Below are 25,592 nucleotides of genomic sequence, written 5' to 3'. Positions count from 1 at the left end.
GCGCGCGGCCACGCTCCGCGGGCACGACGCGCCGGCCCTACGGGCCGGAAGACCCCGGCCGCTACGCGGCCCAACTTCCTTGCTTCGCAAGGAAGTTGGTGCGGCGTCACTCCGTGACGCCGCAGGAATTCGCTCCGCGAATTCCTAAAAGCGCACCTACATCAGGTGGCCCGGCTCGCTCGTGCCGTTCCAATCTGACGTCCCGTCGGTTACATTTCCAGTTGGCATATTTGAAATAGTTTCCTTCATTGCTTCAAAATCCGCACTTTTAGGGGAATTAATTCCCCTAAAAGTTAATCTGGAATTATTTCTAGCTAAGGGCTGTCCCGTAACTGCGGGAGCGTGAGGAACGGCCCCGGCTTCGTGAACGTCAGAGGAAGAGAAGTTCGACGTCCTTCGCGACGCAGAACCGCAGAACGACCGCCAACTGTCGGGCCGCATCGATGTGTGCCCGAGGAACATCGGGCTCGTTCTGCCACTGGTCGACGATTGCCTCCAGCCGAGGCAGGAGCGCAGCGCACTCGGTGGGCGAGAGCTCGCCTCCGCCGTCATCGGGGCGATCGAGGAGTGGTTCGAGTGAGGTCGAGACATCATTCCAGGAGCGATCTCCGCCGAAGCCCCACATCTTTGAGAGAGTGAACCCCTCAGCTTGCGCCAACTGTCCCCGGAACGCGGCGAAGCCGCTGTAGGACCAAGAGACGTCGGGACTGCTGGTGTTTCCGTCTCCCGGGAACAGAGTCAGCCCCACGTCGTTCTCCCTCTTGATCGTCAATACGCAAGGATCAGTCGGAACCTGCGACGTCTGCAACTGAGATGATCCCGGGTGCCTGGTGTGATCACGGCGTCTGAGCCGTCCTGGATAGCCCCGTTCACCGGGCTGAGCCCTCGCCTGTTCGGCAAGCTGGTGAGCGTGCTGCTGCGCAAGGGTGCGGGCGCGGTCCGAAAGGGTCGGCCATGGGGCCTGCCGCTGGAGGACCGAGTGCTGCTGGTGGCGGCTTACTGGCGGACGAACCTGACGATGCGCCAGCTCGCTTCGCTCTTCGGGATTTCGAAGTCGGCCGCGGACCGCATCATCGACCACCTCGGACCGATGATCGTGCTCCAGCCGCGCAAGAGGTTTGCCAAGGGCGCCGTGCTCATCGTGGACGGCACCCTCGTGCCCACCCGCGACCACGCCATCGCCGCGCAGTCGAAGAACTACAGGTACTCCACCAATCACCAGGTCGTCATCGACGCCGACACTCGACTCGTCGTCGTGATCGGCCGACCCCTGCCCGGAAACCGCAACGACTGCAAGGCGTGGGAGGAATCGGGCGCCAAGGCCTCCGTCGGCAAGACCACCACGATCGCCAACGGCGGCTACCCCGGCACCGGACTCGTCATGCCCCACCGCCGGCGCAAAGCCGAACGTGGCCAGCAGGCCTGTGGGGGCTTCGAGGAGAGCAAGCTGCTCGCCCCGGCGATCCGCGTGATCGACCGGTTGGTGGAGTTTCTTGATCTCGTCGCCGTCTGCCATGGGTTCGTCGCGGTGGCCGGCCGGGGCGTGCCGGGCTTGTGCGAACCGTCAGTTCGGCGATGGTGAACGCGTTGTCTTCCACGAGAACGTCGCCTGGGTGCGGGGCATCCGTGCGGACCCGTTCCGAGAACTGGTCTGGGACCCGCTCTGCCATGAACTCCCCTGGTCCTGAGGGTGGTTCGTCTGTGGCTTGATTTTCAGGATGTCTGCCGTTGTCCCGGCGGCGCTGGGGCTCTGGCTTGATCATCCCGGGTGAAGTTACCGCACAAATGGTGCGTCATCACACAATTTTTCGATCTTGGGCGTGTAGACGTACCGACGGGTCCCGCCGAAACCAGGGGCTCCCCTCTCACGGAAATGAAGGAGACCTCAGTGGTCAAGCGCGTGTTGAAGTGCGGTCTCGTGGCCGCAGCGGCTGCGGCGATGCTGGTCGGCTCGGGCGGCTTCGCGGCAGCCGACAGCACGGGAACCATGCACATCGTCGAGGGCCAGCTGGTCACGCTTCCCGCGTCGCCCGGCGGCGGCTACGCGGGGACTGCGGCGGCCTCGGCCAAGTGTCCCGCCGGGGAGGTCCTCACGGGCGGCGGGGCCGAGGTGAAGGCCGGGAACTCGTTTGTCCAGCGCTACAACCTCGCGGCCAGCAGGCCGATCGGCGGAGAGACGTGGTGGGCCTATGCCACGAACTCGGACACCAGTAACCCGGGCACTATCCAGGCCTTCGCGGTTTGCGCGAAGGTGACCAACCTGGATGTGGTCCACACTCCCTGACACGGTGCACGGACGAAGGGGTGGCGCTCCGGTGAGGGTGCCGCCCCTTCGTTCGTCAGGCCATGCCGCGCTGGCCGAGGTGGATCGGCGGGGCCACAGCCCGGTGCGGTCGCTCGTCCAAGCCCGGCAAGCCGTTCGCCGGCCGGTGACCGCCGGCGTTCTGTCAGCGGCAACGACTCCGGTCGAAGCTGTGTCCGGTGCTTTCGTGCGCACCAGCGTCGGCCGGGGAACGGCAACCGAGCACTGGTTGGTCTCGATCCGGTCCGAGCCCAGGCGGGCACGCCTGGAATGGCGGGAACACGGAGTCGTGCTCCTGCTGCTGAGCGCATGCTGTTTTCCGCCGTGCGTATCCCAGCTCGACTCGTCGTGGCTCTCGCCGGCTCGTGTCCTGTGGCCACGGCAGCCGAGTTGGCGAGCCGCAGAGCGTCTTCGGCTTCGCCGGGGCGGTTGTCCCGGATCGCTGCTGCCGGCAGGCGCAGCAGGAGCCGGTACCGGGTGTTGACGGTCGCGGCGGTGTGGATGTGGTCGGTGGCGTCGTCGTGGGCGCGTTCCGGGGCCGTCTCGGCAGCGTCGAACTGTCGTGTCTGGGGCATCGGCCAGCCGGTGAGTTCCAGGAGGCGGGCGTGCGGTCGGGTACTGGCGGCTATGTGGCGGGTGGTGAGCAGTCGATGTCGGGGACTGTTGCGGCTGGCGGAGGTGTGTGGTCGGGCGTGGGGGTGGTGCTCTGGTCGAGTCTGCGGGCGGTGTGGGCCCGTAGCAGTCCTTCGATGCCGCGCAGCAGGGTCTGGCCGGCGAGGGTCGGGTCGCCGAGGTAGCCGGCGCTCATCGCGCCGTCGCGGAGCATGACGAAGTGCCGTCCCGCGTACTGGGCGGAGTCGTCTGTGATCTCGGCGAACAGTGCGGTGATCGTGTGCAGGAACCATGCCCGGTGTTGCACGACGGCCTGGTGGACCGGGTGGTCGGGGGCGGGGAATTCTGCTGCTGCGTTGAGGAAGGCGCAGCCGCGGTAGCCGGGTGAGCGGATCTGTTCGGCCAGGGACGCTCCGATGCCCCGCAGGATGGCGTCGGTCGGCAGGTCCGCGGCGGTCAGGGTGTCGAGCTGGGTGCGGATCGCCTGGTCGACGCTTGCGATGTAGGCGACGGCCAGGTCTTCTTTGCTGCGGAAGTGGCGGTAGAAGGTGGCGTTGGTGATCTTCGCCTCGGTGACCAGGCGGTCGACGCCTACGGTGTGGATGCCCTGGGTGTAGAAGAGCTGTCCGGCGGTTCTCAGGAGTCGTTCTCGGGCTTCGGAGGCTCTCCTGCCGGTGCCGGGTTCCGTCTGCGTCATAGCGCCCACCGTAGCAGGTAGAACGTTCTCTCTTGTTTCGGGGGAAGGGGTGTGCCAGGCTGCGGACAAGAGAGAGCGTTCTCTCTTCTTCGAGATGAGGTTTCCCGTGATCCGTCCGGCCGTCCGTCCCGCGCTCCGGCGCTCCGCCGCTTCCGCCGAGCTCGTCGGCGCCACGCCCGCCCTGCGCCGGCTGTACGCCGTCCGCTTCGTCTTCGCCGCCGTGTGGGCGGTGCTCCTGCTGGTGTCCGGCTCCGACCTCACCGCCGGGGCCAGGCTGCTGCTGTTCCTCTATCCCGCCTTCGACGTGGCCGCGGCCGTCGTCGACGCCAGGTCGGCGCGCGCCGCCAGGTCGGCCCGGGCCGCCGGGCCGGTCGCGGGCCTGTACGCCAACATGGCCGTCAGTGCGCTCGCCGCCGTGGGCGTCGCGGTCGCCGGCGCCTCGGGCGTCGCCGACGTGCTGCGCGTCTGGGGCGCGTGGGCGGTCCTCTCGGGCCTGGTCCAGCTCCTCGTGGGCGTCGCGCGCCGGCCGATGGGCGGCCAGTGGGCCATGATCGTCAGCGGCGGCATCTCGGTGCTGGCCGGCGCGTCCTTCGTCCGAAGCGCCGCACAGGACGACCCCTCGCTGACCGCCCTCGCCGGCTACGCCGCGCTCGGAGGGATCTTCTTCCTCGTCTCGGCGATCCGCCTGTCCCGCCCGGCCCCCAGGGGCTGACCCGTACCGGCCCGGGATCGCGGCGACCAGGCGCGGCGCGCGCCCGGACCGCCCCGGAGACAGACCGGGTCGCCGTCGGCCGCGCGGCGGGCGGCGAAGGCCCGGCAGATCCCGGCGGCCCGCCCGACCGGTGCCTCCGCGTGCCCTGGTGGCAGCCGAGCCGGTCAGCGGGCACCCGGTGCGGCGGTACGAGAGTGCTGCCGGCAGCGGCGGAGGCGCGGTCCGGGCGCAGGGAGCAGCGGCGGCAGGTGCCGCGGCCCGGTTGCCGGGCGGCTTGTGGACTGCGCCGCAGGGAGTCCCGTAGGTTCCGGGGTGATCCCGCCCGGTGGGAGGCGAACACGATGGAACAGGCAATGGCACAGGCTATGGCACAGGCCTGGGACCGAGAACTCGCGCGTTCGGCGGCACGGATGCGGCGGCGGCTGGCGGTCCATCCGGCCGAGGGGCCCTGGCAGGAACTGCGGTACTGGGACCCCTTGCCCAGCGCCCGCGAGTTCACCCACTCGATGGGCAGCGGGCGCTGGGAGGACCGCAGCCGGCTCAACGTGCCCGGTCCGTTCTACGCGGGCGTGACCGACGACGGCCTGAACGGCCCGTACTACCTCCCCCGCCACGTGCTCTCCAGCGACGAGCACTACGAGTTCGTGTACCGCCAGCCGGCCAATCCCCGCGAGGTGGCGGGACTGGTGGAGATCGCCGCCGCCGAACCGCAGGGCGGCTACGCCTGGGACGGCGACCAGCACTGGACTCCCGAAGCGGTGAGACAGTGGTGGGCCGGGCGCGCGTCGGTCCGCGCCTGGATCGCCGGGGAACTCGACGACCGCCGCAACGAGAAGGAAGCCCTCCGCCAGTACGCCGCCTACCTGGACGACGGCCTGGAAGACTACCTGCGCGGCTACCTGTTCTGGCTGACCGAGCACCGCGAGCCCCGCACCGACGAGGAACTCCCCACGCTGAGCCTGTGACGGACCGCTGATTCCGGTGTTCTCCGGACAGCCGAGCGGCCCCGGGGTGATCGTGTGCGCTGCCGAGCCCATGATGATCGAAGCCGAGGCCGCGTCAAGGCCGCACCGGTGAGTCTGCCGGACGATACTGTCCGCACCGGGCTCCTGGCCGTGCCGTCCGGGTTCAGGGGGCCTTCTACAGCTGCCGGGCTGCCCGGCTGCCGGGGCGGACTCGCTGTCGGAACCCGCGGGCGCATTGCTGTGCACCGGCGGGCCGGTGAGCCGGCCGGCACGGAACTGCCCGCGCGATGGCCTGGGGCCCGTATCCGCCCCGCCCGGCCACCCGCTGCGCGCGGACCGGCCGCACCGGCGGACTCCCGTTCGTCGAAGGCACGTTGATCCGCCACCTGGCCTTCGGCCGTCCTGGGCAGTCCGCCCCGCCCCTGGCCGTGGCCCGTATCGCCGGCACTGTGAAGGCCGTCGTGGTCCTTTGCCCCGGCCCGAGTTCAGCCTGCAGCATTCACCAGGGCCGTCAGCTCGGTATCGGTGGTCCCGGCCGGCAGACGCACGTCGAAGGTGCAGCCCTCATCGCAGAACACCAGGTCGAGGTGCACGGGTGTGAGCCTGCGGAAGGTGATCGCCAACCAGATCGCGTCCTCCGCCCAGACGTCCATGTACAGGCAGGTACCGTCCTCGTGAAGACATGCCTCGCCCGGGCCGTACGCCGACTCGAACTCCCAGGTGAGACTGCGCACTTCACTACGGTGCGACGAATCGGTCCCGGCCTCAGGCCACCGGGCACGGATCGCCCCGGTCAGCGCATCCCGATCGACGTGCCACCCGCCCGCATCGCCCTCGACCACCGCCACGAACGTCATAGCCAGGATCTAGCAGATGGCCGTGGCACGCTGCCGATCAGCGGTGGCCCGAAGCCGGGACAGGGTCCATCCGCGGATTGTGCTGCGCCGCGACCGCTGCCGTCACCACCGCACGGCGGGTACCGCGGCCGCCGTGTTCCGCCTCCGGGCCGCCCCGGGTGGCCGCGGGTGTGGCCCCGGCTCGGACCGCCTGCCGGAGTCATTTCACGACGCCTGGTCTTCACGGGGCGGGGCGGGCGCAGGCCGGGGCCGGTCCGCCTGCACGCCGGCCGGCAGTTCGTTCCTGGCCCGACCGCGGCGGGGCCGGGTTCAGGCGGCGAATCCCACGGAGGTGACGTACTCGTATTTTCCCCACTGGGAACCGAGACTGACGATCTGGTCGATCCAGGCGTCGTCGAGGGCCCCGGCGTCCGAGGCGGTCCAGGCGGCGATGATGGCGTCCCAGGTGCGGATGTTGAGTCTGCGGTATTCCAGGACACGCTGGTGGGGAACGGGGACGCGGCCCTGGTCCAGGGGGTGGATCTCCACCCGGGTTCCGCCGTTCGCGTTGAGGCGCCCCAGAAGGTAGCGGGCGACGTTGTGGCGGCGCAGCGTGCGGTAGGCGGCATCGATCTTCGCCAGGTTGGCCTTGTTGGGGCGCTGTTTCCCGGCGAGCCAGGCTTTCAGGGTGCGGGGGGTGACGGTGACGCCCGCTGCACGCATCGCGTCGCGGCCGGCGGCCGAACGGGTGAGGTAGCGCAGGCGGGCCGACAGACCACGGGCAGAGGTGACGGGGGTGGCGATGTAGCCGGCGAGGGAGTCGAGCACACGGGCCGCGGCTTCGCTCCCGCGTTCGCCTCGGGCGCCGTAATGTCCGAAGTCATGTGTCCTGTCGGGCATACGGGGCTCTTACCGCCGGCCGGCGGGCAGGGTGTAGACGTCCTTCACCTTCACCTGTGCCACGTCGCGCCCTTCCGTGAATACCTGCCGCCAGTCACCGGCGATATGGAGTTCGTCCGTTCCCATGACCCTCATGACAGCGAGTCCCGCAGTGTGTGCTTTATAAGCCTTGAGCCACAGGTTGACGAATGCCTGCGAGCGGATGATGTGCATCCAGTCGGGACGGTAGAGCTCCCGGTTGTAGTTCGACTCCCCCATCGTGGACACGAACTTAGAATACATGGATTTCACGTATTCCAGGGTGACTTCGTCTTCTTCGGCGATGGCTTTCTCGCGGGCGTCGCGCAGGGTCTGGCGGAATTTCTCGAAGAGCTGTTCCGTGGATCCCGATGTCCAGGATTCGTGGATGACCGGGGGGTCGCACAGAGGGCCGTACGGTGCGGTGGCGAGGCGCTGGAGGAGGCGGAGGGCGGGTTCGGTGACCCAGACGGGGCCCGACTCCTCGCGGTTGCCCAGGGGGTTGGGGAGGTGGGAGTGGTGGTCCCAGTCGGGTGGGGTGATGAGGTGGATTCCTGAGCGGCGGCGGGAGTGGACGTTTCCGGTGGAGTATTCGAGGGCGCCGAGCGGGAGGTGGGTCTTCAGGGCGGAGAGGTAGGCGCCGTTGATGTCCAGGGCGGTCACCTCGCCCGAGCCGGGTGGCGCATCGAGGCGGGTCCAGTGGGGGCGGGCCTCCCATACCTCGTCAGCGCCGTGGGCGGACTTCTTGCGCAGGATGCCGGGCAGCGGCGGGTGGCCGACGATGTCGTAGCGGGCACCGGTGCGGCAGGCGTCCAGCAGAGCCATGGCGTCCGGGATCGCACGGCGCTGCAGTTCGGCGCTGGCCGCCGCCAGGTCGCCGCCGTGGGCGCCGAGGGCCTCGTGGACGGCCCGCGCGACCAGATCGAGGGCGCGGCCGCCCTGGTGCTGGGGGGAGCGGCGGCGGGCCGGGGGCTCCCGGTGTCCCGGAGGCGGCGTGACGGAAAGGGCCGCGGCGGAAGGGGGCGCGGCGGAGGGTTCAGGGGTGGGCGCAGCGGGGGCGGGGGTTTCGGGGCGGGGTGCGGCGGAGGCGGAGGGTTCGGGGGTGGGAGCGGCGGGCGGGTTCGGGGCGGGGCGGGTGCAGTCGGCGGGGTGGAGGTGCTGCGGGTAGCCCTCGACCTGGTCGGTGGCGGGTCCCCCGCACAGGACGCAGGGCCGGGGGGCGGGCAGGGGCTCGTCCTCGTCCGCTGTGGTGGTGCTGTGCCGGCCGGCAGGAGCGGCGGCGGGGGCGGGGGCAGGGGCGGCGGGGTGGGGTGGTGTCGCGGTGCGGGTGTGCAGTCGCTGCCGGGCGCCGGTGAGGAAGTAGGCGTACTTCTCACGGATCTCACCGCTGGGGTCGCGTCCCTGCTCCCAGCCGCCGACCGTGGACGGGCTCACTCCCAGTACCTGGGCCACCTGGGCACGCGAGAGGTTCAGCGCCCGGCGCAGGGCGCGCCGCTGCTCGGCGGGGGGCAGGTCAGCCGGTTCGCGGGCACCGGCCAGGAGTGCGTCGATCGCGTCGAAGTCGGTCATCGTGGTGTTCCCTGGGCGGCAGAGGCGGAGGCAGGGGCGGGAGTGGGGGCGGTGCGGCGGGGGGCGGAGGGGCGGCGCCGGTGAGGAGGCAGGGTGTCACAGGCCCGGGTCGGGCCGGCGAGCAGGTCCAGGGCGTCGATCCCGTAATGCGCGGCGAGGGCTTCGCAGTCGTTCAGGCTCCATGCCGCACTGCCGGACTGACGGCGGCTGATCTGCGTCTGGCTGACACCCAGAGCGGTGGCGAGGTCCGCCTGGGACTCCCCCGTGATCTGCATGAGCGCGGCAGTGGCCGCCCGCACCCGCTCGCCGAGCGTCATCTTCATGGAACCACACTAAAAGATCTATGCACATGAAGCATGGAAATTGGCGAAAACGCGAGGAATTTGCGCCGGCGACAGGGGGGGCCGATCCCGTACCGGAACACCACCGAAGCCCCCCCGCGACCGGACCGGTGGGACTGCGGGACGAACGCCCGCGGACCTGGAAACGGGGTTCCTCACGCCAGTGGGCCGCGGCGCTGCGGACACGCACGCCGCCCTGCCGCGTTCCGGTCGCGATGACCCCCGCAGCGCCGAGGCCACGTCCCGGCGCAGTGCCGCACCCCATGCGGTCAGGACCGGCAGGCACTGGGGACCGCCCCCCCCCCCCGGCGCGGACATCACCAGACTGACGTCATCGTGACGGTGAAGACGACGCCGGAACACGAACGCCCCCCATTGACGCAGCAGACCCCGGCCCTGGCCTACCGCGCGGCGGCGGAGCGCAGCGGCTTCACCCTGCGCCAGGGCTCGGACATCCGGCCCCCGATCTGGCGATGTGCCCAACCTGGTGCCATGTGGAGGTGGTTGCTCTCCGCAGGTCGTGCGGCGTGCGGCGGCGGCGCCTTCGGCAGAGCCGCTCAGGGGAAGGAGGACGGCCTGCGGGGCGCGGGAAGCGCGGGCAGCAGTTCCCACAGGGGCCGGCCCTGCGACGCCCAGGCTCCCAGCAGCCGGCGGTCGACGAGGTGAAGGCGCTGCCGGCGGGCGAAGGCGCGGCCGGGCTGGGTGATCCTGCCGTTGGTCAGCATCACCACCACGTCCGCGCGGTGGACCGGGCGGCCCGTGCCGTTGAGGACCTGCAGCTCCGGGGTACCCACGGCGGCGCCGCGCTCGCCCCCGCGGCGGTGCTTGCACTGGATCACCCACCGGCGCCCCAGCGGGTCGGTCGCCTTCACGTCCGCGCCCAGGTCTCCCTGCCCTCCGACCTGGATCGCGTCCGTGCAGCCGTCCCGGAGCATCAGGTCCCGCACGGCGAACTCGAACTGCCGGTGGGAGAGGGCGTCCAGCTGGGCCAGGCCGTAGCGCAGAGCGCGCGCCCGGGCCTGTTCCCAGCGCATGCGCTCCGCCCGCCGGCGCCACCACACGATGCCGGCCGGGACGGCGGCAACAGCTCCCGCGAGCAGCAGCCACCAGTGGACGAGCAGCCAGTGGACCACCGCCACCACGAGAGCGATCACCCCTGCCGCGATCACCGCCACCAGGACGAACCGGATGCCGTCCTGCTGCTTGCGGCGCGACCTGCGGACGGGCCTGCGCCGGGTCACCGGCCGCTTCCCAGACGGGAGAAGTCGATCGGGTACGACACGGTCGGCGTGGGCACCGCCCTGTGTGTGGCGGGAGCGGCGAACCTGATCGGGTACGACACCGTCGGGCCCGGCACGCTACGGCCCTGCCCGCCGGCACCAGCGCGGTCGTAGCGAACCGGGTAGGAGACCCGTGGCTGGGGCCGGGTACCGGATGCGGCGCCGGCGTCCGCGCCGGTGCCGTACCCGAACACCACCAGCGCAGCGAAGGCGAAGACGGTCAGTTCCCGGCGCCCACCCGGCGCCCACCGGGTATGCCCGCGCACCGGCGTCCCGTCAGAGCGCACGTACGGCCGCACGAACGGCATACGGTCCCCCCAGATCGTCGTCACGTCCCCTGTCGCACACCATGCTGACGGCCGCCACTGACAACCGCGCATCCGGACACCCCCAACTACGCTTGTTTCAGGGTCAGTTCACGCCATCCGCAGGGCACCCGGCTGCCGAGCGGCACCCCGGCCGCCTGCCCCCGCACGGCCGGCCCCTCCCGCGCGGTACTCCCCCGACAACGGCTCCGACCGGAGAGGAAGGCGGCAATGGCCAGCCCAAGACACGCGCAGAGAGCACCGGTGCCGCGGCCGGTCACACCGACCGGCCCTGGTTGATTGCGCCATTGCCCGAAGTCCCCCGGCGGACAGAGGGGCGACACGACGCGCGGCTTCGAACGAGCCCCTTGGCCCCGGAGGAACGAGTTCGCCGGCCCCAACCAGCGATCTCGGGCGCCCGTCGTGAACGAGCCGGCTGGCCCCGCCTGAGCCAGGAACCCGTTGAGCGTCGACCGCCGGTTCAACCGCCCGCGATCGTAAACGGATCGCTGCCGTCCCGGGCCCGCTGATACATATGTGCGATGACAGGCGAGGATTCCGGTGCGTTTCAGGCAGGGCAGCCGGGACTCATCGTGAGTGTCCCCGAGGCAGAACCCGCTGTTCGAGCGTGGCGTGACCGGCTGGACCCCTCGGCCCGTGCGGGTGTTCCAGCCCATGTCACCGTCCTCTTCCCGTTTCTCGACGAGAGCCGCACCGACGACGGTGCTTACGCCGCCATCGCAGAAGTGACCGGGCGTCACCGGCCCTTCGGGGCCCGGTTCGAGCACTGCGGGCGATTCCCGGGGATCTTGTATCTCGCCCCCGAACCGGACCTCCCCTTCCGCCGGCTCACCGAGGCGATCGCGGACCGGTGGCCGCAGACCCCACCGTTCGGCGGGCAGTTCGACGAGGTCGTCCCGCATCTGACCATCGCCCAGGGGCAGGACGATGCCGTGCTGGAAGAGGCCGAGGCCGGCCTTCGCAGCCGGCTTCCCGTCACCGCCCCCGCGCCGCCGGTCGATCTGATGGTCCACGACGGAACAAGGCGGCAGCAGCGGGCGCCGTTCGCACTGCGGTGACTTCTCCGCCGGCCACCGGTCAGCCGCCGGCCTGCTGGGCTTCGGCAGGGGCGAGGCAGCAGGAGCCGCTGCCGGTTTCGATGATGCCGCCGCCGAAGGCGAGGCGGTCCACGACCGCCGCACAGAGCCCCGGGCCGGCGGACGCCTTGGTCCACGAAGAGAAGGACCCGCAGGAGGCGACGGCCATGCTGTCCTTCTCCCCGCGCTCCGTCACAACCTGGAACAGCCCAGCTCAGCACCGCGCCGGTCCCGGCTCCACATCGCCCGGCTCGTCACTGCAGAGAAGACCGACGCGTCCGCAGCAGGCGACGGTCTCGGCCAGCAGCTTCTCGTCGCCCGCCCCGACGAACTCGTTGACGAGCTCGGCGGCCAGGACCTACTCGACCCGGAAGCCGGCCATCGCAGCCTCGGCGCCCAGCGCGATCAGCAGGTGCGACTTGCCGGTGCCGCTGCCGCCGACCAGACACAGCGGCAACCCTCGGCGGACCCAGTCACACGAGGCCAGGATACGGATGGCCGCCGGATCGACAGCAGAGTTCGCGTCGAAGCCGAACACGCGAAGCGCCTTCTCCCAGGGAAAACCCGCGGCCCTGATCCGGCCATCACAGCGACAGCGGTCACGGCCGTCGCATCCGGCCACCAGCAGCTCGGCCAGAAACCCGCGGCAGGACATCCGGTCACATGCTGCTGCAGCGCCGAGTCCGGAGAACTGGCCCCGCATGACGGGCAGCCGCAGCATGCGGCAGGCCTGGCCGATGGAGGCGGTGGCGGCTTCTTCGGTCAGGCCTCGCTCAGACCACGGGAACGGGCGGTGTTCATGGCAAGCGCGCCAACGGCCGGCGGAGGGGCCGCCGATGACTGGACGGCACGCCCGGCACCGAACGGCCCGTCGTTGCCGACCCTGCAGGAAAGACCACCCCGCTCGACGCGCACATCCACACGACCGCACCCGACCGGCTCCATCCCCTCTCCCCTCGTCCGTCGCGGCTACAACTACCGTCGCAGCAGCGACGGCCAAGGGCTGATCCCCTCCTGCTTCCAGCGTGACCTCGAGAAGGGCTTCGAAGCCGTACAGCAGCAACTGCAGGACGAAGCCACGGCCATATGCACCCTCACCGCCGGCGGCGGCTACTTCTTCGTCCCCCACCCGGTGATGGCCAGATCAGCGCACCGGCGTGAAGAGGAACGGCCTCGATTCCGGCAGGAGAGAACCCGGTCCGGCCTCCCGCACAATCAGTGCAAGCGTCCTGGGGCGGGCGGTGCAGATGCCGGCGGGTTCTCGGCGGCCGGGTCCGTGCCGGTGGCCGGAACGGAGTTCAGAGCGGGTTCGGGCACGGGTGATCGAGCCTCCGGGGCGATGTGCACTGACGGGGAATCAGCGGCGATAGGGTCGACGCCGTGACGACTCGACGACCCCGGCGGAAGCCGGACAAAGACATCTTCTGGCGCGAGTACGAGAAGCAAATAACCCAGCTCTTGGCCACACTGGATCCGAATGCTTCTGTACGCCACAACGCATCGATTATCGGCGGCATCAGTGGTGTGCCACGACAGATCGACGCATTGGCGGAGGGAGTGATTGTCGGGCAGAAAATGCGCGTCGTCGCCGAGGCGAAATGCCATGCACGCAAAGTGACTATCGAGATGATCGATGGATTTGTCGGCAAACTGCTCGACCTTGGAGCGGAGCGCGGGATCTTCTACTCATCCGCAGGCTTTTCCGAGGGCGCGATCAGCAGGGCCGAACAGCAGAGGAACCCACACATCGGCCTCGTCCGTCTCCATGCAACGCCCGCACCCGAATTCCATGACACGACTGCCTACATGACGCCTGGCCGCACGACCGAGAATCTTTACAGAATTGAGCATTCTTGGCCACTGAATGACGGAACTCCGCTGGCTGCGGGCCCGGTCGTCGAGACATACGAGGAATTCCTGCGCGGCGAGGGGTTCCTCTACCTGGAAGAGTAAGGCAGGACGCGGGCTCTGGCGTGACCGCGGACCCATGCCGACCGGCGCAGGCCGCCGTACGGGTAAAGGCAGAGGGCGATCGGGGCGCCCACCGCGGCCGGCTTCGACGCCTGCGAGCAGGACACGGACGATGGCGCCTCAACGTCCCACCCAGTACTGCGCCGCTCCGCCTTCGTCCACCGCCCTGACGGGACCGTGCCCGGCGAGGAACGCACGGGTACGCCGGCGAGGCCGATCCTACTGCCGGCAGACGATGCAGCGGAAACCCTCCGTCACTCCCCAACCCGGGCCACCAGCCCCCAAGCCAATACCCCCGCCCAGCGGCCACAGGCCGCCCACCGAGGACCAGACACGGGATGCACCACCACCCGACCCGGCACGCGATGCATCCCGGGCACGGCACACAGCCCACTCCAGGCCCTCGGCGGCACACCCGGCAGACGCAGCCACCACAACCATCAGCAGCCACAACAGCCCCACACCCGCAACCAGCAGCCAGACATCCATCACCCCGACCCCAAACCCGGCCACCGAAACGACCACAGGCAACCAGACCCCCCAGACCTACCATCCCCACATGGCCGACGACACGCCACCCACCACCCCACCCACACCCACACACCCAACACCCCACCCCCCTCAGCCCGGCCGCGCGCCGACACGGCACAGCCGGCCCGCGCGTGGCCCGAGACCGACCCCGCACGCCTCGCCAACGACTGGGCACGCAGCGGCCTCCCCCTGCTGACCGGCCACCGACACGGGCCGCTGCTGCTCCCGCCCGGCGGGGCAGCCACCCTCGCCGCCCGGCTGGCCGAGCACATCACCGCAGCCGGCGGCGCACGCCTCGACGGCGCCCGCCTCCTCACCGAACGAGCCGCGCTCAGCGGGCGCGGCCGCCAGGGCCGCCTGTCGGTGGGCGGCAGCTGCCGCCTGCTGCCCACCCGGGACGGCTGGGCAGCCGTCTCCGACGCCCGCCCGGACGACCCCCCGCTGTGGAGCGCACCGATCAGCCGGGAACTCGAACCCGCGGCACTGCCCGCCCAGCTGGCCGACCGGCTCGCCACACACGACAGTGCCGAACCGGACGAACACGTGAAACTCCTCTCCCTCGCAGGCGATGCGGCCCCGGCCCCGGTCGGACCGCACCTCCCCGACGCCCGCAACGCCAAAGAGTGCGGCCGGCCTCCTGGCCGTCGACTTCAGTGCCCCGTGGACGGGACCGCTCTGCGCCCACCTGCTCGGCACAGCAGGAGCAAAGGTGGTCAAGGTCGAGACACCCTCCCGCCCCGACGGCGCCCGCCTCGGCAATCCCGCCTTCTACGACCCGCTGCACGCCGGCCACGCCTCGGTCGCCCTCGACCCCGCGGACCCGGACAGCCGCACCGCACTGCACGAACTGGTCGGCCGCGCGGACGCGGTCATCGAGGCCTCCCGCCCCCGCACCCTCGACGCCCTCGCCCTCGACGCCCAGGCCGAGGCCGCCTCCCCCGCCATACCCGCCAGCCACCACACCCACGTCGACGAACAGAACGCAGGCTGGGCCGTGACCGACGGCAGCACATCCCACCAAATGACCACCCCACACCCACGCCACCCGACCACCACCACCCCGCCAAACAGCACCCACACCACCACCGCCCCGCACAACCCCCGAATCCCACCACCATAAGCAAGCCGCTGAACCGCAGACCCGCGCCACGGAAACCAACAGCCCACAGTGCACTGCCGCCTCCAAGCAAAAGACAGACAGCCCGACGAACTCGACCCCAGGCACACGCACACACCCAGGCAAACAAAAACCCACATCACCAACAACCCACCGCCACCAGAACTCGGCTCTGGCACAGATCATGGGGAGTGGGCACGGACGGGTAGCCGCGGTGTTCGATTGCGAGGAGCTGGTCTCGCGTGAGACCGCGTACGCTTCCACGCTGGACAGGCGATAGCGGCGCTCCATCAGGTCACTGCGGGCCCCCGCGGTCGTCGGCCGGGGCCGGTGACGGTGCTGGTCATGCAGGCCGAATCATCGTTCTGGACTTGCTGGTGTTCGACGGGATCGACGACGTGGACACCGAGGCGGTGACCGCCGTCTTCGGCACGGTAGACAACCAGTGGACGGTGTTTTCCACGGTCCAGTGCCCGCGAGCCCAGGACGCGATCTCGGCTGCGTTCGCTTCCTCAGCGGGCAGGTCGGTGATGGCGTGGACGGTCTCGGTGGACCATTTCTTCGCCCCGTAGAGACGGCGACGGCGTTGGATGCGCAGGACCTGGGCCGCGTGCGGAAAGAGCAGGCCCGCGACGGTGACGACTTGCACGGGCCGCTACTCGTGACTGCCGTGGCCCCGGGCGTCGTCGCGGTGGATAACGGGGATCTCCTTCCAGGGCAGGCAGTGGAGCTGACAGGCCTGGCCGCGTTGGTTGTTCTTGATGGTCAGCAGGTAGTGGGCGCTGCGTTCGCGCAGGTAGGTGGCATGGTCGCGTTGGGCGTGGAGGGCATCGGCGGTAACGACCACCCCCGCGAGATACGTGTCGTCGACCTGGTCGAGGAGCGGCGCGAACTCGTTACGACTTTTGGCAGTGCTCTCATGGACATAAGAGAGTGTGTTTGCTCCATGACGCTGCATCACGTCAAGCGCGACGTTAACGTACCGGCCGGGTCTACGATCGGGGGCGGCATGCTGGAGCAGACCTTGGTGGAGCTGGCGGTGACCGGTGGCACGGCCGTGGTGCAGGCCGCTGGTACAGACGCGTGGGTCGGATTCCGGAGCGCGGTGGCCCGTTGGTTCGGTCGTGGTGCTGCCAGGCACGAGCAGTCGGCGCTGGAACGTCTGGACCAGACTGCCGTAGCCCTGCGGACTACGGATGCGGCCGATGCGCAGGAGGAGCGGATCCGGCAGGGAGCACTCTGGCGTGCTCGCATCGAGGCCCGGCTTGAGAACCTACAGAGTGCCGAGCGCATGGAGGCAGCCGATCAACTACGCGCTCTGCTGGCACACCACGCGGCGCCAGGAAATGTGTCCGCCGGGCCGCGCGGTCTGGCTGCAGGTGGCAACGTCGTCATCCGCGCTGATGGCGGCTCAATTGCTGCCGGGGTAATGCACGGAGGCGTGAACCTTGGCATCCCTTCGACGCCGGATCCGTCCCAGGGCTGAACGGACCGGCCTTTCACAGCCCACCTGCCATCGAGCACCCCGCGGCATGCGAGACGTCAGCGGGCATTGCCGCGCATGCCAGCGAGCATAGTCTTGCGATCGGCCAGGTGGCCGACGGCGGCAAGGTCGTCCACTACGCCGTACCCAGGCCTGCGGCCTCCTGGCCGCATCAGGTGGGAGTGCTGCCCCGGGAGGCCGATCACTTCCAGGACCGTACGGCCGTCGAGCAACCGGAGCAGGCGGTGGTCCAGAGGAGCACGGTGGTGCTGTGCCAAGTCCTGGCCGGCATGGGCGGGGTCGGCAAGACTCAGCTCGCCGCCCACCGGGCACGCCAGGCATGGGCCGGCGGCGGTGTGGATCTGCTGGTGTGGGTCAGCGCCAGCACCCGCGCCGCGGTCGTCTCCGCCTACGCCCAAGCCGCCAGCGACGTACTGGGCGCCGACCCCACGAACTCCGAGCACGCCGCGCGGGCGTTCCTGGCCTGGCTCGAACCCAAGCGGAGCAAGCCGCGGTGTCGTTGGATGGTCGTGCTCGATGACGTTGCCGCCCCGGCTGATCTGCGCGGATTGTGGCCCCCGGCAAGCCGGCAGGGCCGGACCCTGATCACTACCCGCTGCCGTGACGCTGCCCTGATCGGCAGTGGACGCCGCCTGGTGCCGGTCGGCCTGTTCACCCCCGACGAAGCAACTACCTACCTGAGCACTGCTTTGGCCGCTCACGGCCGCTTGGACACCCCGACCGAGCTCGCCGCACTCGCAGATGACCTCGGGTATCTCCCTCTGGCACTTTCTCAGGCTGTCGCATACGTCATCGACGCGGATCTGGACTGCGCCGCCTATCGTGCCCTGCTCAATGACAGAGCCCAGACCCTCGCCGAACTGCTGCCCGACTCTGATGGGTTGCCCGATGACCAACCCGTCACCGTGGCCGCCGCCTGGGCACTGTCGACGGACCGCGCCGACCGGCTTGCTCCCGCTGGCCTGGCCCGGCCCATGCTGGAGTTGACCGCGGCCCTCGATGCCAACGGCATTCCTGCCCCTGTCCTGGTCAGTCCACCCGCTCTGGCATACCTCACCGAGCGCAGCGAATGCGGGGCCAGGCGGAACGGCGGCGCCTCGGTCACGGCTCAGGACACCTTGCGGATTCTGCGCGTACTGCACCGGTTGAGCCTCATCGATCACAACCCCAGAAGCCTCGACCGCGCGGTGCGCGTCCACCAACTCATCCAGCGCGTCACCCGCGAGGCCCTCACTTCCCAGCAGCACGACCGACTCGCCCGTGCCGCTGCCGACGCAGTCACCAGTACATGGCCCGACGTGGAAGGTGACGCCGCCTTCGCTCAAGTACTGCGTGCCAACACCGAAGCGCTCACCGTCCACGCCGAAGACGCCCTGTACCGGGCAGACGGAGTGCATAACGTGCTCTTCCACATCGGCAGAAGCCTCGGTCAGGCCGGCCAGGTCCAAGCCGCGATCGACCACTTCCAGCGCCTGGCCCGCACGGCCCACAATCGTTTGGGACCGGACCATCCCGACACCCTCAACGCTCGGCACAACGTCGCCTGGGGGCGAGGAGTGGCGGGATACTCGGCTGCCGCTGTCGCCGCCTTCGTCGAACTGCTGGCCGACATCGAGCGGATGGGGGGCCCGGACCACCCCGACGCCCTCTGCGCTCGATACGGTCTCGCCCACTGGAAGGGGACGGCAGGGGATTCGGCTGCGGCTGTAGCCGCCTTTGTCCGGCTGCTGGCCGACCGTGAGCGAGTCCTGGGCCCGGACCACCCGGACACCCTCCATACCCGATGCGCTGTCGCCAGGTGGCGGGGGGAGGCGGGGGACGCGGCCGCGGCTGTTGCCGATTTCGCCCGGCTGCTGACCGACATGGAGCGGGTCTTGGGCCCCGATCACCCCAGCACCCTCGCTATTCGGCACAACGTCGGGGCCTGGACAGGAAGGGCGGGGAATGCGGCAGGTGCTGCTACCGCCCTCGCCCGGACAGTGGCCGTCCGCGAGCGGGTGCTGGGCGCGGACCATCCCAGTACCCTTTTCACCAGTCAGTGTTCTGCACACTGGCAGGCTGCGGCGGGGGATACGGATGCCGCCACCGCTGTCTTCACTGAGCTGCTGGCCTCTCAAGAGAGAGTGCTGGGCCCGGACCACCCGCACACCCTCGTCACACGGCTGGAACTCGCCGCCTGCCGCGGGGCGGCAGGGGACGCACCGGAGGCCGTTACTGCTTTCGCCCGACTGCTGGCCCATCAGGAACGGGTGTTGGGCCGGGACCACGCTCATACCCTGTACACCCATCACTGCCTCGCCCACTGGAGCGGAGTGGCAGGAGATGCGGCTGCGGCTGTTGTCGCTTTCGCTCACCTGCTGGCCGATCGGTCGCGCGTCCTGGGCCCGGATCACCCCGACACCGTCTACACCCGGGAGTGTCATGCCCAGTGGCACGGGGTGGTGGGGGACACAGCTGCCGCCGCCGAACTCGTCCGAACTCTGGTCGACGGGGAGACCGTCCTGGGACCGCACCGCCACAGGATCCGAAATACCCCGTACGACTTCTACACCTGGGGTGCGACTCGGCCGTTTTACCGGCCGGGACAGGCCGGTCCACCACTGGTGCGGCGTCAGAACCCAGACGCCGGGGTCCAAACTGCGACGGACGGTCGGCGGGGGCGACCCCTCAGAAAGGTGCAGGGCAACGGCGTTTGCCCGGATCGTTTCGACCCGGAGTGACTGATCTCCGCAGTGGGCCCCGGAAGAGCAATACTCAGGACTTGCGGACCGGTCTTCGGGACAGGACGCGAAGGGCGTACCTTCCCGAGCGATCTACAAGTCACCGCGTAGAGGCCCGCGTTCGCAGCGCGGGCCGGCAAGGCACGCCCGCGCTCAGCGCAGTGAATGCCGACGGTTCCACCGAGTCCGGCTCCCTGATCGACGAGATCGTCCGTGAGGGCGCCCGGCGGATACCCGCCGCTGCGCCGGAGGCCGAAGCCAACCGGAGCACAGCCGAGTTGGCCGCCGAGACGGATGAGGCCGGGCGCCGTCTGGTGGTCCGTAACAGCCACCACCGGCCCCGCACCGTGATCACCGCCGCAGGTCCCGTCGAGGTCACAGCCCCGCACGCGCTCGCTCCGGAACAGGAACAGAGCCCACGCGCCGTACAGGCCGGCGGTGCGGCCGACACCGACATGGAGGAGGAGTCCGCCGTCGAGGCCGGAGGCGTCCGGCAGGGTCAGCACCCCGAGGCAGACCCCGAGGAAAGCACTGAACCGGGACTCCGGAGGCAACGGTGATCAGCCGGTCCGGGCCCTGTCCTCGGCGCTGCCGGAGGACCGGCCGCCAGGCCGTTCGTGCTCGGTGCGCGCGGTGTCCAGGAGAATCCGCCAGGACGTCACCGTCGGACGCCGACGCAGCAGGCTGCGCCTCTCCCGCTCCGTCATGCCTCCCCAGACCCCATGCTCGATGCGGTGGTCCAGGGCGTAGGCGAGGCACTCGGTGCGCACCGGGCAGCCGTTGCAGACGGCCCTGGCCCTGTTCTGGGCCGCGCCCTCGACAAAGAGGTCGTCGGGGTCAGCGGTACGGCACTTCGCCCGTGCCTGCCACTCTTCCTCACCCGTGATCATGCCGCCGCCGTCCTCTCCCCTGCCCCCGCACCGAGGCGGATGCACAGACCGTACGACACCCGCGCGGGAAGCCAAGCGCCTCGCCGGGCCGGAACTCCATCGGATGACAGCCCTGTTGACAGCGGTCGAGACGGCAAGCAGGGCGCCGGTCATGCCGACAGGGCCGCACTGCATGTCAGCCAAGGGTGCGACCATGCGCCCAGGAGGCGAGAGTGAAGATCGGGTGAGCCCACACACACCAGCTGGACTTCGACCGTCTGATGGAGCCCATCCTGTACAGGACCCTCAGCAGTGAGGGCAGTACCGAACCGGTCACCGGCCGCGGCCGCAACCGTGGAATCCGCATGCGCATCGTCCGGAACAGCGAGCTGGAGATCGTCCAGCTGTTTTCACCTCGCCGGCTTCCCCACCTCCGCGCGCAGCCGGCGCCGCGCGATCCGTGCATCGTTCGACCGGGCGGCCCGGCTGCGACCGCACATCTGGACGCTGGTCGTACCGCGCACGCTCAGCGATCTGGAGCGCGCTTTCATCCAGGATCCTGCAGGCGGCGCGGCGCTGCCCGAGATCCAGAGCGAGGACCGTGCGCGGCTCGACGCGTATCCCGCGGCGTTCCCGGACCTCGTGGAGCAGCGCAGCGTCAAGCCCGGCCATGCGCGATCAGGGCTGCATGAGGCAGGATCAGTACACCGCCCGGACCAGTGAACTCCGCGCACAACGACTCGAAATGGCGTCTGATCTCGTCGATGACCACCGGGTTCTGACTCGTCACGGTCTGACCGATCGTCGCCACGCCGGCGGCCGGTCCGCTCCACCACTCCTCAGGCGTGGTCCGGTGGTCCCAGACCACGGTGTCGCAGACGACGTCCGTCAGACCCGTCTCACGGAGCAACGCGGCAAAGCCCTCTTCAGTACGGGGGAAGTCGTCTTCGGCAGCGAGGGCCGGCAAGTGAGCCGGCCGGGTGACGCCTGCCGCCGGACAGCCCTGCCCAGCAGCGTCTGCCCGGCGGCCGCGGGAACCCCCCAGACGGTGACGGCTATCCGCCCGCCAGGACGCGTCACCCGCCGCAACTCCCTCAGGGCCTGCCGAGGCTGTCCGACATGGTTGAGGACGAAGTCGCCGACCGTGGCCTCGAACTCGTCGTCGGCGAACGGCAGCTGCGGCAGTGCGGCAAGCTGCACGTCAGCTTCCGGAGCTGCCAGCGCGGCCTGGGCGACCATGCCAGGTTCAGCGTCCACCGCCGTCACCTCCGCTCCCCGCCCACAGGCAAGAGCAGCAGCAGTGCCCGTGCCCGCCCCCACATCAAGGACCCGCACACCCTCCCCGACCCCAGCAGCGTCGAGGAGCCCAGGCACCGCATACGCGCAGAGCCCGGCAAAACTCGCAGCACAGGCATCGGCCCGTCCCGCCCACACCCGCCGCTCGGACTCATCAAACGCCGTCTGCACTACGCGCCCCCTCCCCAGAACAGCCGCCTCCGCGACCGCAGTCCCGCAGAGCCGACACCCACCCGCAGCTGATCAGCAGCGGCCGGAGATCAGAAGCATGCACCAACGCCGCCACCCGCAGCCATCCCCTTGATTCGCAGAGTCACCCGCAGTGCAGTGGCACTGCTGCCGGCATCCCCCCGCCGGACTCTTCCATCAGCGGGCGCTCGCCGACCGCACCCCGGCTCGGAACCCGATCCTCACCCAAGCCCGGGAAACAACCCCCTTCGCGACACCCGAAAAACGTGCCGGGAGCCACCGCCCAGACGTGGACCCTCACCACAGACAGCAGGGCGCCCGCTGCCCGTGAAGACCAGCAGACCCTGCTGTCTGTGGTGAGACCCCCGTGATTGCGGAGGGGACGTCGACGAAGGCCGTCATCACGCCGAGGCAGACCACCAGGAGGCCGAACCAGCGGGACCGCCCGCCGCCGGGGCCCGCGGACCGGGAAGCCTGAGCGGGAACGGACGCCGCCGGGGCCCGCGGTGCGGGAAGCCTGAGCGGGAACGGACGCCGTCATCGGGGCGGCACCGCCCTCTTCTGCGACACGGCCAGCGACACCACGCCCGCGGCGGCCATGAGAGCCATCGTCACCAGCCACGCGTGCCGGTAGGTGTCGAGGGAGGCGCCACCGGAGGCGGTGCCGAGCACGGCGACCAGGACGCTGATGCCGACGACCGAGCCGATCTGCGTCGACATGGTCACGATGGCGCTGCCGGTGGCGGCCTCCTCGGGACGCAGGCCGACGGTCGCGGACGAGACGACGGCCGGCAGCGCCAGCCCGGCGCCGAACCCGAACAGCAGCCAGCAGGGGAACGCTCCGGAGAGGTAGTTCGGGTCGTCGTGCAGCAGGAGGACGAAGAGCAGGATGCCGGCGGAGGCGATCGCGCTGCCGACCGCCGCGACGGCACCGGCCGGGATCCGGAAGCGGCGCTGGAGGGTCTCACTGATGGTGGCCGCCGCCGCGAAGCCGACCGGGCCGGGAAGGCCCGCACATCCGGTCCTGATGGCGGAGTAGTGCCAGTGGTCCTGCATCCAGAGGATCGACGACAGCAGGAGGCTGCCGAACGAGGCCACTTGCAGCATGCCGGCCAGGTTCGCCGAGGCGAAGATCCGGTCACGGAAGAGCGACAGGTCGACGACGGGTACCCGGTGCCGTGCCGAACGGAACAGGAACGCCACCAGCCCGACCACTGCCACAGCCAGGGATGTGACGACCCGGGTGTCCGACCAGCCCCAGCCGGGTGCCTTCACGATGCCGAGGGCCAGGGCGCCGACCACGACGATCAGCAGGACGCCGCCGAGCAGGTCGGGGACACGGGCGTCCTGTTCGTGCCTGGCGTCGGAGACGAGCCGGGCGGCCAGCGCGATGGCCAGCAGTCCGAAGGGAATGTTCACCAGGAACAGCCACCGCCAGGATGCCTGGACCAGCAGCCCGCCGAAGACCGGTCCGCACACCCCGGACAGCGAGCCCGCGGTGAACCAGATCCTGACGTAACGCTCCACCTTGCCAGCGGGGGCACCCGTCAGGACCAGGCCGAGACTGGCGGGAGTCAACAGCGCTGCGCCCACCGCCTGGAGAGCGCGGAAGACGACCAGCACCCATACGCCGCCGGACAGGGCAGCCCCGAGACTCGCCGCAACGAAGACACCCATGCCGAGAAGGAAGCCGTTCTTGCGCCCGAAACGGTCGGCGAGCCGTCCGGCAGGGACGAGAAGGGCGGCGAAGACGATCGCGTAGCCGTTGAGCACCCAGCTCAGGTCCGACAGCGAGGCCGAGCCCACGCCCTGGCCGATGTTCGGCAGGCCGACGTTGGTGATCCAGACGTCGAGCTGGCCGAGGAAGCTCGCCATCGCCAGCACGGCGAGGATGAGAGCCGGACGGGCTTTCCAGGAGTCTTCACCTCCCTGCTGCGTCAGCGGAAGGGTCATCTGATCGTGCGAAGGCATACGACTTGTCCGTTCCGTGGGCTTTGAGGGGTGCCGAGAGCGGCCGGCAGCCCAGTTCTGGACCGCTTCGCCAAGAACCCTACGAAGTTCTGGAACGACATGTCAAGAATGCTTGGGGAGCCCGCACACCGGGCGTGCCGTCACGTCCGCCCCGACTCCGCCGTGCGGCGGAACAGAGCCCGGCACCCCCGGGGAGAGGTGCCGAGATGCCGAGATGCCGGTGCAACGCCGCCCGCAGGGACGCGGCGGCACCGAAGCCGGCGAGGCGGCCAGCGGCCGACCTGCTCGACCGGAACGGCGCTCGCCTCCAGCAGTTCCCGCGCCCGGCCGACACGCACACCGGCCAGCCAGGCCACCGGCGCGCTGCCGCCCCCCTCCCGGAAGCGGCGGATGAAGAGCCGCCGGGACACCCGAGCCCGCTCCGCGAGGCCGTCGACGGCGAAGGCGGCCCCGAGGCTGCCGAGCATCCGCTCACGCAGGGGAGCCAGTCCGTCCCCGCCGGCCTCGCGACGGAACCGTCCGACGAACCGCACCCGGCCCCCCGCCGGCGTGGCGGCGCGACAAGGTCCCGGACACAGACGTAGACGCCGGCGCCGCACCCAGGCCGGTGCAGCGCCGGCGCCCCCCCCCTCCAGCCCCCCCTCCCGGCCCCATCGCGGCCGGCCTGACCCACATCCGCGGTTGCTGCACGTTGCACGAGACGCGGCCGGAAGGCGGCCGAGCCGGGAGGACGTCGAGCCGGGAGGACGTCGAGCCGGGAGGACGTCGAGCGTCAAGCCTGACGCACGGCTGTTCGTGCGGGAGCTGCCTGGCCCCCGACTCGGACCGGGTGTTCCCGGTGCATGCTGTCGATGGCCGCCGCAATGGTGGATGGGCTGCCGAGGAGATCGCCCATGCCGACGGTGAGGCGGTCCGTACCGAATCGGGCCATCTGCGCGACCGGACAGGCTGCGCTGCCGGCGTCGGCGATGTCCCCGGGGACGCCGATCGACCAGGCGAACATCCGAGCGGCTGCCCGGCCGCGCCGGTCCGGGATCGAACAGGCGTACCAGCCCAGCAGGCCGTAGCGGCCGCAGGCGCCACGCAGCAGGGCGAAGTCCGGGGAGAAGCCGGCCAACGCGGCACGCGACCGCACTGGCAGGAGAAGCCTCGGCCGCCCGTTCGAAGCCACACAGGCGTCGCCGACGACCCCTCCGCCAGCCAGGCCAAGGGCAGCTGCGACCGCCCTCAGCCCGGGAGGCCGGGCGACGCACAGGCCCACCGGGCCCGACTCGAACGACGCTGTCACACTCTCGCGGTTGCGGACCGCCCAGCCCACGAAGCTGCGGCTCGCCGTACACAGCACGGCGCGCTGGCCGCTGCCGCCTGCGCGTACGGCGAGCAGCACCAGGACCGCGACAGTACCGTGACCGCACACAGGCAGTACGCCCTCGGCGGCGAAGAACCCGAGCAACTACGAGAGACGGCCGCGCCCAACTCCGCCGGCACCGACGAAGACGGCGTGCCAAATGCCCACTTCCCCGGGAAAACGGCACCCCTCCACGCCGGTGAACAACGCTTCGTCCAGAACAGCCGCCGGACTGCCGCCCCGGCCCAGCCGCTGACACACGCCGATAACCACCACCCCCGCCACCACACCAGATCGGTCGCCAGCAGCACCGCCAGATCCAACGCAGGCGCGCTCCACGTCAACGCGCCGACCGAGATGAGGCCGACTCCCGTCTCGGCGATGGCGCAGACACCGTCCAGACAGACGGTGCCCGAAGCCACCAGCAGAATCCAGGAGACAT

Annotated in this window: 21 protein-coding genes and 4 pseudogenes; 11 read left to right on the top strand and 14 right to left on the bottom strand. The window is 70.2% G+C overall.

The window, feature by feature from the left end:
* Nucleotides 1-370: 370 nt before the first annotated feature.
* Nucleotides 371-772 carry a hypothetical protein gene (locus ACFZB3_RS35445; RefSeq protein WP_391382869.1) on the bottom strand — a complete coding sequence of 134 codons (402 nt, stop codon included), beginning with the start codon at nt 770-772 and terminating at the stop codon, nt 371-373.
* A 51-nt stretch (nt 773-823) separates the two neighbouring features.
* On the opposite strand from ACFZB3_RS35445, the gene ACFZB3_RS35440 reads away from it, so the two are divergent.
* Both ACFZB3_RS35440 and ACFZB3_RS35435 read left to right on the top strand, forming a co-directional pair.
* Nucleotides 824-1,582 carry a DUF6192 family protein gene (locus ACFZB3_RS35440; protein WP_391382866.1) on the top strand — a complete coding sequence of 253 codons (759 nt, stop codon included), beginning with the start codon at nt 824-826 and terminating at the stop codon, nt 1,580-1,582.
* Between the two features lie 306 nt (nt 1,583-1,888).
* Nucleotides 1,889-2,284 carry a hypothetical protein gene (locus ACFZB3_RS35435; protein WP_391382863.1) on the top strand — a complete coding sequence of 132 codons (396 nt, stop codon included), beginning with the start codon at nt 1,889-1,891 and terminating at the stop codon, nt 2,282-2,284.
* A gap of 643 nt (nt 2,285-2,927) precedes the next feature.
* Here ACFZB3_RS35435 and ACFZB3_RS35430 read toward each other — a convergent pair.
* Nucleotides 2,928-3,611: a TetR family transcriptional regulator gene (locus tag ACFZB3_RS35430; RefSeq protein ID WP_391382860.1), complete on the bottom strand. Its 684-nt coding sequence runs from the start codon at nt 3,609-3,611 to the stop codon at nt 2,928-2,930.
* Between the two features lie 109 nt (nt 3,612-3,720).
* On the opposite strand from ACFZB3_RS35430, the gene ACFZB3_RS35425 reads away from it, so the two are divergent.
* On the top strand, nt 3,721-4,323 hold the full coding sequence (locus tag ACFZB3_RS35425; RefSeq protein ID WP_391382919.1) for a hypothetical protein: 603 nt from the start codon (nt 3,721-3,723) through the stop codon (nt 4,321-4,323).
* Between the two features lie 353 nt (nt 4,324-4,676).
* A complete protein-coding gene (locus tag ACFZB3_RS35420) occupies nt 4,677-5,288 on the top strand; it encodes a ferredoxin (protein ID WP_391382857.1) in 612 nt (203 codons plus the stop codon).
* 485 nt (nt 5,289-5,773) lie between these two features.
* Here the strand turns inward: ACFZB3_RS35420 and ACFZB3_RS35415 are convergent, their stop codons facing one another.
* From ACFZB3_RS35415 to ACFZB3_RS35395, 5 genes are all read right to left on the bottom strand, one after another.
* Nucleotides 5,774-6,145 carry a hypothetical protein gene (locus ACFZB3_RS35415; protein ID WP_391382855.1) on the bottom strand — a complete coding sequence of 124 codons (372 nt, stop codon included), beginning with the start codon at nt 6,143-6,145 and terminating at the stop codon, nt 5,774-5,776.
* A 309-nt stretch (nt 6,146-6,454) separates the two neighbouring features.
* On the bottom strand, nt 6,455-7,024 hold the full coding sequence (locus ACFZB3_RS35410; protein WP_391382852.1) for a transcriptional regulator: 570 nt from the start codon (nt 7,022-7,024) through the stop codon (nt 6,455-6,457).
* Nucleotides 7,025-7,033: 9 nt separating this feature from the next.
* Entirely contained in the window at nt 7,034-8,611 is a 1,578-nt protein-coding gene (locus tag ACFZB3_RS35405) for a helix-turn-helix domain-containing protein (RefSeq protein ID WP_391382849.1), read from the bottom strand.
* Nucleotides 8,608-8,934 carry a helix-turn-helix domain-containing protein gene (locus ACFZB3_RS35400; RefSeq protein WP_391382846.1) on the bottom strand — a complete coding sequence of 109 codons (327 nt, stop codon included), beginning with the start codon at nt 8,932-8,934 and terminating at the stop codon, nt 8,608-8,610. The genes ACFZB3_RS35405 and ACFZB3_RS35400 overlap by 4 nt, the downstream gene beginning before the upstream one ends.
* A 575-nt stretch (nt 8,935-9,509) precedes the next feature.
* The gene (locus ACFZB3_RS35395) at nt 9,510-10,193 is read right to left on the bottom strand and encodes a restriction endonuclease (protein ID WP_391382844.1); all 684 of its coding nucleotides are present in this window, start codon (nt 10,191-10,193) and stop codon (nt 9,510-9,512) included.
* A gap of 886 nt (nt 10,194-11,079) precedes the next feature.
* On the opposite strand from ACFZB3_RS35395, the gene ACFZB3_RS35390 reads away from it, so the two are divergent.
* Complete coding sequence (locus ACFZB3_RS35390; RefSeq protein ID WP_391382842.1) at nt 11,080-11,616, top strand: 2'-5' RNA ligase family protein; 537 nt, start codon at nt 11,080-11,082, stop codon at nt 11,614-11,616.
* 19 nt (nt 11,617-11,635) lie between these two features.
* Here the strand turns inward: ACFZB3_RS35390 and ACFZB3_RS35385 are convergent.
* Nucleotides 11,636-12,355 (bottom strand): annotated as a pseudogene (locus ACFZB3_RS35385) (ATP-binding protein).
* Nucleotides 12,356-12,433: 78 nt separating this feature from the next.
* On the opposite strand from ACFZB3_RS35385, the gene ACFZB3_RS35380 reads away from it, so the two are divergent.
* The 3 genes from ACFZB3_RS35380 to ACFZB3_RS35370 all read left to right on the top strand — a co-directional run bounded on the left by ACFZB3_RS35380 (nt 12,434) and on the right by ACFZB3_RS35370 (nt 15,256).
* Nucleotides 12,434-13,018: a hypothetical protein gene (locus ACFZB3_RS35380; protein WP_391382916.1), complete on the top strand. Its 585-nt coding sequence runs from the start codon at nt 12,434-12,436 to the stop codon at nt 13,016-13,018.
* Complete coding sequence (locus ACFZB3_RS35375; protein WP_391382839.1) at nt 13,015-13,587, top strand: restriction endonuclease; 573 nt, start codon at nt 13,015-13,017, stop codon at nt 13,585-13,587. Before ACFZB3_RS35380 ends, ACFZB3_RS35375 begins: the two co-directional genes overlap by 4 nt.
* A gap of 1,117 nt (nt 13,588-14,704) precedes the next feature.
* Nucleotides 14,705-15,256 (top strand): CoA transferase, encoded by a 552-nt coding sequence (locus ACFZB3_RS35370; protein WP_391382836.1) that lies wholly within the window; start codon nt 14,705-14,707, stop codon nt 15,254-15,256.
* 343 nt (nt 15,257-15,599) lie between these two features.
* On the opposite strand, the pseudogene ACFZB3_RS35365 reads toward ACFZB3_RS35370, so the two are convergent.
* A pseudogene (locus ACFZB3_RS35365) lies at nt 15,600-16,394 on the bottom strand (ISAs1 family transposase); the annotation flags it as partial.
* 452 nt (nt 16,395-16,846) lie between these two features.
* Here ACFZB3_RS35365 and ACFZB3_RS35360 point away from each other — a divergent pair.
* On the top strand, nt 16,847-19,477 hold the full coding sequence (locus ACFZB3_RS35360) for a tetratricopeptide repeat protein (RefSeq protein ID WP_391382834.1): 2,631 nt from the start codon (nt 16,847-16,849) through the stop codon (nt 19,475-19,477).
* Nucleotides 19,478-19,638: 161 nt separating this feature from the next.
* On the top strand, nt 19,639-20,037 hold the full coding sequence (locus tag ACFZB3_RS35355) for a hypothetical protein (protein WP_391382832.1): 399 nt from the start codon (nt 19,639-19,641) through the stop codon (nt 20,035-20,037).
* On the opposite strand, the gene ACFZB3_RS35350 is transcribed toward ACFZB3_RS35355, so the two are convergent.
* A complete protein-coding gene (locus ACFZB3_RS35350) occupies nt 20,038-20,367 on the bottom strand; it encodes a WhiB family transcriptional regulator (RefSeq protein WP_391382830.1) in 330 nt (109 codons plus the stop codon).
* 291 nt (nt 20,368-20,658) lie between these two features.
* Here ACFZB3_RS35350 and ACFZB3_RS35345 point away from each other — a divergent pair, with 291 nt between their 5' ends.
* Nucleotides 20,659-21,069, top strand: a complete 411-nt coding sequence (locus tag ACFZB3_RS35345) for a hypothetical protein (RefSeq protein WP_391382922.1) — start codon at nt 20,659-20,661, stop codon at nt 21,067-21,069.
* Here ACFZB3_RS35345 and ACFZB3_RS35340 read toward each other — a convergent pair.
* The 4 genes and pseudogenes from ACFZB3_RS35340 to ACFZB3_RS35325 form a co-directional block, all read right to left on the bottom strand.
* Nucleotides 21,005-21,831 (bottom strand): annotated as a pseudogene (locus ACFZB3_RS35340) (class I SAM-dependent methyltransferase). The gene ACFZB3_RS35345 and the pseudogene ACFZB3_RS35340 overlap by 65 nt on opposite strands.
* A gap of 537 nt (nt 21,832-22,368) precedes the next feature.
* Nucleotides 22,369-23,802 carry an MFS transporter gene (locus ACFZB3_RS35335; protein WP_391382827.1) on the bottom strand — a complete coding sequence of 478 codons (1,434 nt, stop codon included), beginning with the start codon at nt 23,800-23,802 and terminating at the stop codon, nt 22,369-22,371.
* A 772-nt stretch (nt 23,803-24,574) separates the two neighbouring features.
* Nucleotides 24,575-25,255: a PhzF family phenazine biosynthesis protein gene (locus ACFZB3_RS35330; RefSeq protein ID WP_391382825.1), complete on the bottom strand. Its 681-nt coding sequence runs from the start codon at nt 25,253-25,255 to the stop codon at nt 24,575-24,577.
* A gap of 215 nt (nt 25,256-25,470) precedes the next feature.
* Nucleotides 25,471-25,572 (bottom strand): annotated as a pseudogene (locus ACFZB3_RS35325) (nicotinate-nucleotide diphosphorylase (carboxylating)); the annotation flags it as partial.
* Nucleotides 25,573-25,592: the final 20 nt, after the last annotated feature.

The organism is Streptomyces sp. NPDC008092, from assembly GCF_042957285.1.
Lineage (GTDB): Bacteria > Actinomycetota > Actinomycetes > Streptomycetales > Streptomycetaceae > Streptomyces.
This window is presented reverse-complemented; position numbering and strand designations above follow the sequence as displayed.

Coding starts and splice junctions, on each gene's coding strand:
- ACFZB3_RS35430 (WP_391382860.1), bottom strand. CDS start 3,611: ATGACGCAGACGGAACCCGGCACCGGCAGGAGAGCCTCCGAAGCCCGA.
- ACFZB3_RS35420 (WP_391382857.1), top strand. CDS start 4,677: ATGGCACAGGCTATGGCACAGGCCTGGGACCGAGAACTCGCGCGTTCG.
- ACFZB3_RS35415 (WP_391382855.1), bottom strand. CDS start 6,145: ATGACGTTCGTGGCGGTGGTCGAGGGCGATGCGGGCGGGTGGCACGTC.
- ACFZB3_RS35410 (WP_391382852.1), bottom strand. CDS start 7,024: ATGCCCGACAGGACACATGACTTCGGACATTACGGCGCCCGAGGCGAA.
- ACFZB3_RS35405 (WP_391382849.1), bottom strand. CDS start 8,611: ATGACCGACTTCGACGCGATCGACGCACTCCTGGCCGGTGCCCGCGAA.
- ACFZB3_RS35400 (WP_391382846.1), bottom strand. CDS start 8,934: ATGAAGATGACGCTCGGCGAGCGGGTGCGGGCGGCCACTGCCGCGCTC.
- ACFZB3_RS35390 (WP_391382842.1), top strand. CDS start 11,080: ATGACAGGCGAGGATTCCGGTGCGTTTCAGGCAGGGCAGCCGGGACTC.
- ACFZB3_RS35380 (WP_391382916.1), top strand. CDS start 12,434: ATGGCAAGCGCGCCAACGGCCGGCGGAGGGGCCGCCGATGACTGGACG.
- ACFZB3_RS35370 (WP_391382836.1), top strand. CDS start 14,705: ATGCGGCCCCGGCCCCGGTCGGACCGCACCTCCCCGACGCCCGCAACG.
- ACFZB3_RS35350 (WP_391382830.1), bottom strand. CDS start 20,367: ATGATCACGGGTGAGGAAGAGTGGCAGGCACGGGCGAAGTGCCGTACC.
- ACFZB3_RS35335 (WP_391382827.1), bottom strand. CDS start 23,802: ATGCCTTCGCACGATCAGATGACCCTTCCGCTGACGCAGCAGGGAGGT.